The sequence below is a fragment of the Streptomyces sp. NPDC004126 genome, assembly GCF_050275515.1.
Lineage (GTDB): Bacteria > Actinomycetota > Actinomycetes > Streptomycetales > Streptomycetaceae > Streptomyces.
The window spans coordinates 1-9,597 of the sequence record NZ_JBNNPF010000107.1 but is presented as its reverse complement, the minus strand read 5'-3'; the positions used below and the strand labels follow the sequence as shown (position 1 = coordinate 9,597).

Here is a 9,597-nt window from a genome sequence, read left to right as displayed (position 1 = left end):
GCCGCGGCGAGGGCGGACTCGCCCGGTTCACCACCTCCCTCGCCACCGCCTGGACCCGCGGCGTCGACGTCGACTGGACCACCGTCCTCACCGGCCGGGACGCCACCACCGTCGCCCTCCCCACGTACGCCTTCCAGCGCCAGAGCTACTGGCTCAAGCCCGCCCCCGTCCGCCCCGAGACGCCCGCCACCGGCCCCGCCACCGCCGACGAGACCGAGTCCCGGTTCTGGGCCGCCGTCGAGGCCGAGGACCTGGAAGCCCTGGCCGGCACCCTCGACCTCGACGAGCGCCGCGCCCTCGGCGAGCTGCTGCCCGCCCTCGCCACCTGGCGGCGCGGACAGCAGGCCCGCTCCACCCTCGACTCCTGGCGCTACAAGGCCGCCTGGACCCCGCTGACCGCGGCCCCCGCCCCCACCGCCCCGGCCGGCACCTGGCTGATCGTCACCCCGCCCGCCGCCCAGGGCGTGGCCGGCACCGTCGCCGCGGGCCTCGCGGCCCACGGCGTCGAGACCGTCGTCCTGGAGACCGACCCCGCCACCGCCGACCGCGACGCCCTCACGGAGCGGCTCGGCGAGGCCACCGCGGCCCTGCCCGGCCTCGGCGGCGTCCTCTCCCTCCTCGGCCTCGACGAGGCGGCCGGCGCCACCGGCACCCACGTCCTCGTCCAGGCCCTGGCCGACGCCGGGATCACCGCCCGGCACTGGGCCGCCACCCGGGGAGCCGTCGCCGCCGGCCGAGCCGACGCCCCCGCCGTACCGGCACAGGCCCGCGTCTGGGGCCTCGGCCGGGTCGTCGCCCTCGAACAGCCCGCCGGCTGGGGCGGCCTCGTCGACCTGCCCGCCACCCTGGACCAGCGCGCCCTCGACCGGCTCGCCAAGGTCCTGGCCGGCGGCTACGGCGACGAGGACCAGGTCGCCGTCCGCACCAGCGGCGTCCTCGGCCGCCGCCTGGTGCGCGCCCCGCTCGGCGACCGCGGGCCCGTCCGCCGCTGGGAGCCGTCCGGGACCGTGCTGGTCACCGGCGGCACCGGAGGCGTCGGCGCACAGGTCGCCCGCCGCCTCGCCGCCACCGGCGCCGCCCACCTCGTCCTGACCAGCCGGCGCGGCGCCGAAGCCCCCGGAGCGGCCGAACTCGCCGCCGAGATCCGCGCCCTCGGCGCCGACGTGACCCTCGCCGCCTGCGACGTCAGCGACCGCGACCAGATCGCGGCGGTCCTCGACGCGATCCCCGCCGACCGGCCGCTGACCGCCGTCGTCCACGCCGTCGGCGTACCCCAGTACACCCTCGGCACCGAGACCACCGCCGCCGAGTTCGCACAGCTGTCGGCCGCCAAGGTGGCCGGCGCCGACCACCTCGACGCCCTCCTCGACGGCACCGACCTCGACGCCTTCGTCCTCTTCTCCTCCAACTCCGGCGTCTGGGGCGCCGCCCGGCACACCGCCTACGCCTCCGCCAACGCCTACCTCGACGCGCTCGCCGAACGCCGCCGGGCCCGCGGCCTCACCGCCACCTCCGTAGCCTGGGGCGCCTGGGGCGGCGGCGGCATGATGGAACTGGAAGGGGCACAGGAGTACATGCGCCGCCGCGGCGTCCTCGAAATGGACCCGCAGGCCGCCCTGAACGCCATGGTCCAGGCCGTCGAACACGACGAGGCGTTCGTCGCCGTCGCCGACGTCGACTGGGCCCGCTTCGCGCCCGGCTTCACCTCCGAGCGCCCCAGCCCCCTGCTCACCGACCTCGTGCCGCAGGCCGCGCCCACCGCACCCCAGCCCGTTGACGAATCCTCCTCCGACCTGGTCCGCGACCTGCGCGCGGCCACCCCCGGCGAGCGCACCACCCTGCTGACCGACCTCGTACGGGCCCAGGCGGCCGCCGTGCTCGGCCACGCCTCGGGCGAGGCCGTCGAGGCGGGCCGCGCCTTCAAGGAACTCGGCTTCGACTCGCTCACCGTCGTCGAACTGCGCAACCGGCTCACCGCCGCGACCGGACTGACCCTGCCCGCGACCCTGGTCTACGACCACCCGAACCCGGCCGCCCTCGCCCGCTTCCTCGGCGCCGAACTCCTCGGCACCGGCGAGCAGGACACGGCCGCGCCCGCCGCCGGCCACACCGCCGCCGAGGACGACGACCCGGTCGTCATCGTCGGCATGAGCTGCCGCCTCCCCGGCGGCATCGAGACCCCCGAACAGCTGTGGCAGGCCGTCTCCGAGGGCGAGGACCTCGTCGGGGACCTGCCGCGCGACCGCGGCTGGCGGATCGCCGACCTCCCCGCCGAAGGCACGGCCGACGCCGCCGGCGAGGAGGCGTTCCAGGCCGTCAAGACCCTCGGCCAGGCCGGACTGCTGCGCGGCATCGGCGAGTTCGACGCCGCCTTCTTCGGCATCTCCGAGGCCGAGGCCCTCGTGATGGACCCCCAGCAGCGGATCCTCCTCGAAACCGCCTGGGAGGCGTTCGAGCGTGCCGGGGTCGATCCCCGCGGCCTCACCGACGAGCAGATCGGCCTCTACATCGGCGTCGGCTACCAGGGCTTCCTGCCCACGGAGCGCATCCCCGAGGAGAGCGAACCGCACTTCGGCAGCGGCATCGCCCCCGCCATCGCCTCCGGCCGGGTCGCCTACGCCCTCGACATCCACGGCCCGACCCTCACCGTCGACACCGGCTGCTCCTCGTCCGGCGTCGCCCTGCACCTGGCCGTGCAGTCGGTCCGGCGCGGCGAGTGCGCGATGTCCCTCGCGGGCGGCGTCACCGTCCTGTCCGCCCCGGTCGCCTGGCACCACATGGGCGGCGCCGCCGCCGACGGCCGCTGCAAGCCGTTCTCCGAGGACGCCGACGGCACCGGCTGGGGCGAGGGCGCCGGCATGGTCCTCGTCGAACGCCTCTCCCGGGCGCGGCGCCTGGGCCACCCGGTCCTGGCCGTCGTACGGGGCTCCGCAGTCAACCACCACGGCGCCGGCAACGGCCTCACCGCCCCCAGCGGCGTCTCCCAGCAGCGCCTCATCCGGCAGGCCCTGGCCGACGCCGGCCTGAACGCCCGGGACGTCGACGCGGTCGAGGGCCACGGCACCGGAACCCCGCTCGGCGACGCCATCGAGGCGGAGGCCCTGCTGGCGACGTACGGCCAGGACCGCCCGGCCGACCGGCCGCTGCTGCTGTCTACCGTCAAGTCCAACATCGGCCACCCGCAGTCCGCCTCCGGCGTCACCGGCGTCATCAAGACGGTGCTGTCCCTGGGCCACGGGCTGCTCCCGCGGATGCTGAACGTCAAGGAGCCCACGAGCCGCGTGGACTGGTCGGCGGGCACCGTCCGCCTGGTCACCGAACCCACCCCGTGGCCGGAGACCGGCCGCCCGCGCCGGGCCGGCGTCTCCTCGCTCGGCGCCAGCGGCACCCAGGCCCACCTGATCCTCGAAGCGCCGCCCGCCCCGGAGCCGGCCCCCGCCGCCCCGGCCCGCACCACCCCGGAGACGATCGCGGTCCCGCTCTCCGGCCGCACCCCGCAGGCGCTGCGGGCGCAGGCCGCACGCATCGGCGCCGCACTCGCCGAGGACCCCGCCCTCGACCCCGCCGACGTCGGCTTCACCCTGGCCACCGGCCGGGCCGCCTTCGAACACCGCGCGGTGCTGCTCGCCGCCGGCCGCGAGGAACTCCTCGCGGGCCTGGCCGCCGTCGAGCGCGGCGGGGAACACCCCGGGGCCGTCACGGAAGGCACCGCGCGGATCACGTTCACCGGGGCCGTACGCGGCCTCGCGGACGCCCTGTACGCGGCCCGGCCCGTCTTCGCCGACGCCTGGGACGCCGTACGCGCACACCTCGACGTCCGGCTGGCGGCGCCCTTCCCGGCCGCGGCCGAGGCCTTCGCCGAGGAAGTGGCCCTGTTCCGGCTGTACGAGAGCTGGGGCCTGGCCCCGCAGGCGCTGCTGGTGTCGGGCCCCGGCCGGCTCGCCGCCGCGCACGTGGCGGGCGCGCTCACCCTGGAACAGGCCGTGGAGGCGCTGGCCGTCCTCGCCGACGGGGGAGAGCCCCGGGTGACGGGCACCGCACGGCCGGAAATCGCCCTCCTGGACGCCGACTCCGGCGAACCGCTCGGCGAGGACTGGACCGAGGGCCTCGCCGAGGCCATGACCGCCGCCCCCGCCGCCACGGCCCCGTCCCAGGACCCGGCGGCCGGCGGGCCGCTGGCCCTCGCCGCGGCCTTCCACAGCGCCGGCGAGCCGGTCGACTGGGCCGCGGTCTTCGCGGGCAGCGGCGCCCGCGGCGTGGACCTGCCGACCTACCCCTTCCAGCGCGAACGGTTCTGGATCTTCGGCTGAGCCACCCGCGCACACCCCCGATACCCGTCCACCCCCGGTCCTGACGCCGGGGGTGGACGCGTTCCGGGACCCGCCCGCCCGGTGTCTTAAGCGCGGCTTTAAGCCACCCGCCTACGGTCACGCCCGCGTACGTACACCGATCACGACGCACACCCATCACGACGCACACCCGTCACGACCGTGGAGGACACCCCCATGCTGGACGAGCAGAAGCGCAAGGAGATCGTCGCGGAGTACTTCCGCAAGGTGAACGAGGGCGACATCGACGCCATCCTCACCCACTTCACCGAGGACGCCCGGATCGAGGACCCGGTCGGCCGTGAGCCCCGCGTCGGCCGCGCCGCCCAGCGCGAGTACTTCCACAGCAACATCGCCGCCGAGGTCACCGTCGCCCCCGGCCACGCCTCCGTCGGCCAGGACGGCAAGCAGGTCGCCGTACCGGTCGCCGCGACCATGACCAACATCCTCGACCCGAACCGCACCCGCACCAACATCAACGCGGTCGACGTCTTCACCATCAACGCCGACGGCCTGATCGAGGACATGCGCGTCTTCTGGGGCATGAGCGACATCGGCGTCTGAGCCACCCACCGCGCCGCCGAACCCGGCGCACCCGACCGGCGATCACCAAGGAGAGGTACGCAGATGAGCACCCCCGACGAGCACGGCGACCTGTGGATCCGGCGCTTCCACCCCGCCCCGGAGGCGCACCACCGGCTGGTGCTGCTGCCGCACGCCGGCGGCAGCGCGTCCTTCTTCTTCCCCTTCTCCAAGGAACTGGCCGGGCACGCCGAGGTACTGGCCGTCCAGTACCCCGGCCGCCAGGACCGCCGGGCCGAACCGCCCCTGGACGACGTGGCCGCCCTGGTGGAGGAGATCCACCGGGCGCTGCTGCCCTGGACCGACAAGCCGCTGGTGCTGTTCGGACACAGCATGGGCGCGGTCCTCTCCTTCGAGCTCGCGCGCAGGTTCGAGCGCGAGGGCGTCCCGCTGGCCGGCCTGATCGCGTCCGGCCGGCGCTCCCCGACCGTCCGGCGCGAGGAGAACGTCCACACCCGCGGCGACGACGCGCTGATCGCCGAGATCCGGGCCCTCAGCGGCACCGACGCGGGCCTGCTGGCCGACGAGGAACTGCTGCGCATGGTCCTCCCGGCGATCCGCAGCGACTACAAGGCCGTCGAGACCTACCGCTACCTCCCCGACGGCCCCGGACCGGCCCTGAAGTGCCCGGTCAGCGTCCTCACGGGCGAGTCCGACCCGCGCGTGAGCGTCGCCGAGGCCATGGAGTGGCGGGAGCTCACCGGCGGGGAGTTCAGCCTGCGCACCTTCCCCGGCGGGCACTTCTACCTGACCCCGCAGCAGGCCGGTGTGACCCGGGCGGTCATCGAGGACCTCGCGGCCTTCACCGCGGTGCCGGCGGGGCGCTGACGCCCGCCCGCCGGCGCGGCGTACCCGACCGACCGAACGAACCGAGACGGGTGTTCCCCATGCAGACCAAGGTGCAGTTCAGCGCGGCGACGAGAAACCTCCTCGTCGCCCTCTACTCACGGGCCCATGACGCCAAGTCGGGGCGCCCGATCCTGAACGACCGCCTCGCGGTCCAGGCGGTCGAGTCCATCGAGGACTACGACGAGCTGAAGACACAGCTCAAGATGCGCGACGACGACGCCATCTCCCTCGCCATCCGCGGCAAGGAGGTGGACCGCTGGGTGCAGGACTTCCTGGACCGCAACCCGCGCTCCGTCGTGCTCCACCTCGGCGCCGGCCTCGACGGCCGCGTCTTCCGCATCGACCCCTCCGACGACGTCGAGTGGTACGACCTGGACCTGCCGGAGGTCGCGCAGCTCTACCGCGACCTGTTCCCGGAGCGGGACCACCACCACGTCGTCGGAGCCTCCGCCCTCGACCCGCACTGGCTGGAGGACGTCCCCGCCGACCGGCCGGTGCTCGTCGTCGCCGAGGGCGTCCTCGTGTACTTCACCGAGGAGCAGGTCCGCGACCTCGTCACCCGGATCACCGGCCGGTTCCCCCGCGGCGAGCTGCTGTTCGACGCCTACACGCCGTTCTCGGTGAAGGCGATGAACAAGCACTGGACGGTCAAGGCGACCGGCCAGCGGTTCATCTGGGGCCTGGAGGACCCGAAGACGCTGGAGGAGTGGGACCCGAGGATCGAGCACCGGATGGAGTGGACCTTCACCGACTCGCCGTACGTGTCGCACATGCCGTGGACCTCGCGGATGATGTGCAAGGTCATGAACGTGATACCGGTGCTGCGGAAGTACAACCGCGTGATGCGCTACACCTTCTGACGACCCGTGGGACCTTCGCAGGGGCCCGGGAGCCGAACGGCTCCCGGGCCCCTGCGGCGTTCCCGCAGGTCGCCCGGGTCCGCGGGGCAACCCCTATCCGGAACCCGTACGCACCCCTGAATCAGGCCATGAATACGCCCCCTCATTGCTCCGGAAAGGCGATCGGCGGAATGCTGATCCGGGCCGCGACCCGGCTGCGGTGCCGTCGTCTTGGGGGGTCGTACGGATCGTACGGACGACGACTCCGATGGAAAACGACATCGTGAAAGGTGGTGTGCGGTGGCACCGAGCGAGAACGCAATCGCCGCGACAGGACTGACCAAGAACTTCGGGAAGTTCCGGGCACTCGACGGACTCGACCTGACCGTCCGCGAAGGCGAGGTGCACGGCTTCCTCGGCCCCAACGGGGCCGGCAAGTCCACCACCATCCGGGCCCTGCTGGGCCTGCTGAGGCTGGACGGCGGACAGGCCACCCTGCTCGGGAAGGACCCCTGGGCCGACGCGGTGGAGATCCACCGCAAGCTCGCCTACGTCCCCGGCGACGTGAGCCTGTGGCGCAACCTCTCCGGCGGGGAGGCCATCGACACCCTCGGCGCACTGCGCGGCGGCATCGACCAGGCCCGCCGGACCGAGCTGGTCGAACGCTTCCAGCTCGACCCGACCAAGAAGTGCCGCACCTACTCCAAGGGCAACCGGCAGAAGGTCGCCCTCGTGGCCGCCTTCGCCTCCGACGCCGAACTCCTCATCCTCGACGAGCCCACCAGCGGTCTCGACCCGCTGATGGAGGCCGTCTTCCAGGACAGCGTCAAGGAGGTCAAGCGGCAGGGCCGCACCGTCCTGCTCTCCAGCCACATCCTCGGCGAGGTCGAGGCCCTGTGCGACCGCGTCAGCATCATCCGCAAGGGCCGCACCGTCGAGACGGGCACCCTCACCGAGCTGCGCCACCTCACCCGCACCTCCCTCTCCGTCGAGTCGGAGCGCACCGTCACCGGTGTCGAGGGGCTCGCGGGCGTCCACAACGTGCGGGCCGAGGGCAACCACCTCAGCTTCGACGTGGACAACGGCAACCTCGACTCCGCCCTGACGCACGTGGCCTCCTTCGGGGTCCGCGCCCTCACCAGCACCCCGCCCACCCTCGAGGAGCTCTTCCTGCGCCACTACGGCGACCACGTGGAGGAGATCGGCGAGCAGAAGACCGGGCGGCGCGCCAAGGCGGGAGCGGGCGCGCGATGAGCGAGTACGCCAACACCCAGCCACTGCTCAAGCTGGCGCTGCGCAGGGACCGCATCCAGCTGTCCGTGTGGCTCTACGGCACCGCGGCGCTCGCCTACAGCGCGGCCTCCAGCGTCGGCAAGACCTACGCCGACGAGGCCGCCCGGACCGACGCGGTCAAGCTCCTCACCGACAACCCGGCCCTGCTGCTCACCCGCGGCGCGCCCGTCGGCACCAGCGAGGGCGCCCTCGCCATGGTGCAGGTCCTGACGTTCCTGTGCGTCCTGGCCGGCCTGATGAGCACCTTCGCCGTCGTACGGCACACCCGCCAGAACGAGGAGAGCGGCCGCGCCGAACTCGTCGGGGCGGCCCCCGTCGGCCGGCAGGCGGGCCTCGCCGCGGCCCTGCTGCTGGCCCTCCAGGCCAACGTGGGCCTGTTCATCTTCCTCGGCATCGTGCTGCCGCTGGCCGGGCTGTCCATCGGCAGCTCGCTCGTGGCCGCCGCGGCCGTCGCCGCGACCGGGCTCGCCTTCGCGGGCGTGGCCGCCGTCACCGCCCAGCTGTCCGGCACCTCGCGGGGCGCCAACTCGCTGGCCGGCGCGTTCATCGCCGTCGCCTTCCTGATCCGCGGCATCGCCGACGCCGGCGGAGAGGTCCAGGCGTCCGGCACCGTCGTGGAGAGCAGCTGGCTGTCCTGGCTGTCGCCCATCGGCTGGGCCCAGCGGACCAGCCCGTTCGGCGAGGACAGCTGGTGGGTCCTCGTGGTCCCGCTGATCTTCGCGGCCGCCGCGGCGACCGTCGCGCTGCGCCTGTCCGCCCGCCGCGACCTCGGCGCCGGCGTGTTCGAGGACCGGCCGGGCCCGGCCTCCGCCGCACCCGGCCTGCTCGGCCCGTACGGGCTGGCCAGGCGCCTGCACCGCGGCTCGCTGATCGGCTGGGCCGTGGGGATCGCCGTGCTCGGCGCGGTGATCGGCGGCATGGGCAAGTCGGCCGGGGACGCCCTGAAGGACAACGCCGACCTCACCGAGACCCTCGGCAAGATCGGCGGCGGGGGCGGCGCCCCCGTGGACACCTTCTTCGCCTCGATGATGGTCATGGTCGGCGCGATCACGGCGGGCTTCGTCGTACAGGCGCTGCTGCGGCTGCGGGCCGAGGAGACCTCCGGACGGCTGGAGGCCCTGCTGGCCACCGCCGTCGGGCGGGGCCGCTGGGTGGCCGGCCACGTGGCCGTCGCCGTCGCGGGCTCGCTGGTCCTGCTGCTCGTCGCCGGACTGGCCGCCGGCCTCACCTACGGCGCCGCCGCGGGCGACGTCGGCGCGGGCGTGGCCGACCTGACCGGTGCGGCGCTGGTCCAGGCCCCCGCGGTCCTGGTCCTCGCCGGCGTCGTCGTCCTGGTGTTCGGCATCGCGCCGGCGGCCTCCTCCGCCGCCGCGTGGGGGGCGCTCGCCCTCTGCCTGGTCGTCGGCCAGCTCGGCGCCCTGCTGAAGCTGCCCCAGGCCGTGCGGGACGTCTCGCCGTTCAGCCACCTGCCGGCCCTGCCCGCGGTGGACGCCGAGGCGCTGCCGCTGGTGCTGCTGACCGCGGTGGCGGTGCTGCTCCTGTGGGCGGGCACCGCCCTGTTCGGGCGGCGCGACCTGGCCGCCTGACCCCGCCCGCCGCGCCGCGGCACACACGCGGAGGCCGGGGCCTCGCCGGCGGCCCGGTGCGCGGCCGGAAGCCCGGGGGCCGCGCCGCCCCACCCCACCCCCAACACGGAACAGCGCACC

6 protein-coding genes are annotated in these 9,597 nt (G+C 74.6%); all 6 read left to right on the top strand.

Annotated elements, in window-relative coordinates:
* The coding region (locus ACQKM2_RS40295) for an SDR family NAD(P)-dependent oxidoreductase (protein WP_427719065.1) at positions 1-4,310 on the top strand (4,310 nt) is incomplete at its 5' end.
* A 195-nt stretch (positions 4,311-4,505) separates the two neighbouring features.
* Positions 4,506-4,892, top strand: coding sequence for a nuclear transport factor 2 family protein (locus ACQKM2_RS40290; protein ID WP_042804885.1), 387 nt, complete (start codon positions 4,506-4,508; stop codon positions 4,890-4,892).
* A gap of 63 nt (positions 4,893-4,955) precedes the next feature.
* The gene (locus ACQKM2_RS40285; RefSeq protein ID WP_427719063.1) at positions 4,956-5,738 is read left to right on the top strand and encodes a thioesterase II family protein; all 783 of its coding nucleotides are present in this window, start codon (positions 4,956-4,958) and stop codon (positions 5,736-5,738) included.
* 59 nt (positions 5,739-5,797) lie between these two features.
* On the top strand, positions 5,798-6,619 hold the full coding sequence (locus ACQKM2_RS40280) for a class I SAM-dependent methyltransferase (protein WP_427719062.1): 822 nt from the start codon (positions 5,798-5,800) through the stop codon (positions 6,617-6,619).
* A 279-nt stretch (positions 6,620-6,898) separates the two neighbouring features.
* Positions 6,899-7,852 (top strand): ATP-binding cassette domain-containing protein, encoded by a 954-nt coding sequence (locus ACQKM2_RS40275; protein ID WP_427719059.1) that lies wholly within the window; start codon positions 6,899-6,901, stop codon positions 7,850-7,852.
* On the top strand, positions 7,849-9,477 hold the full coding sequence (locus ACQKM2_RS40270; RefSeq protein WP_427719056.1) for an ABC transporter permease: 1,629 nt from the start codon (positions 7,849-7,851) through the stop codon (positions 9,475-9,477). The genes ACQKM2_RS40275 and ACQKM2_RS40270 overlap by 4 nt, the downstream gene beginning before the upstream one ends.
* The last annotated feature ends 120 nt before the right edge of the window (positions 9,478-9,597 follow it).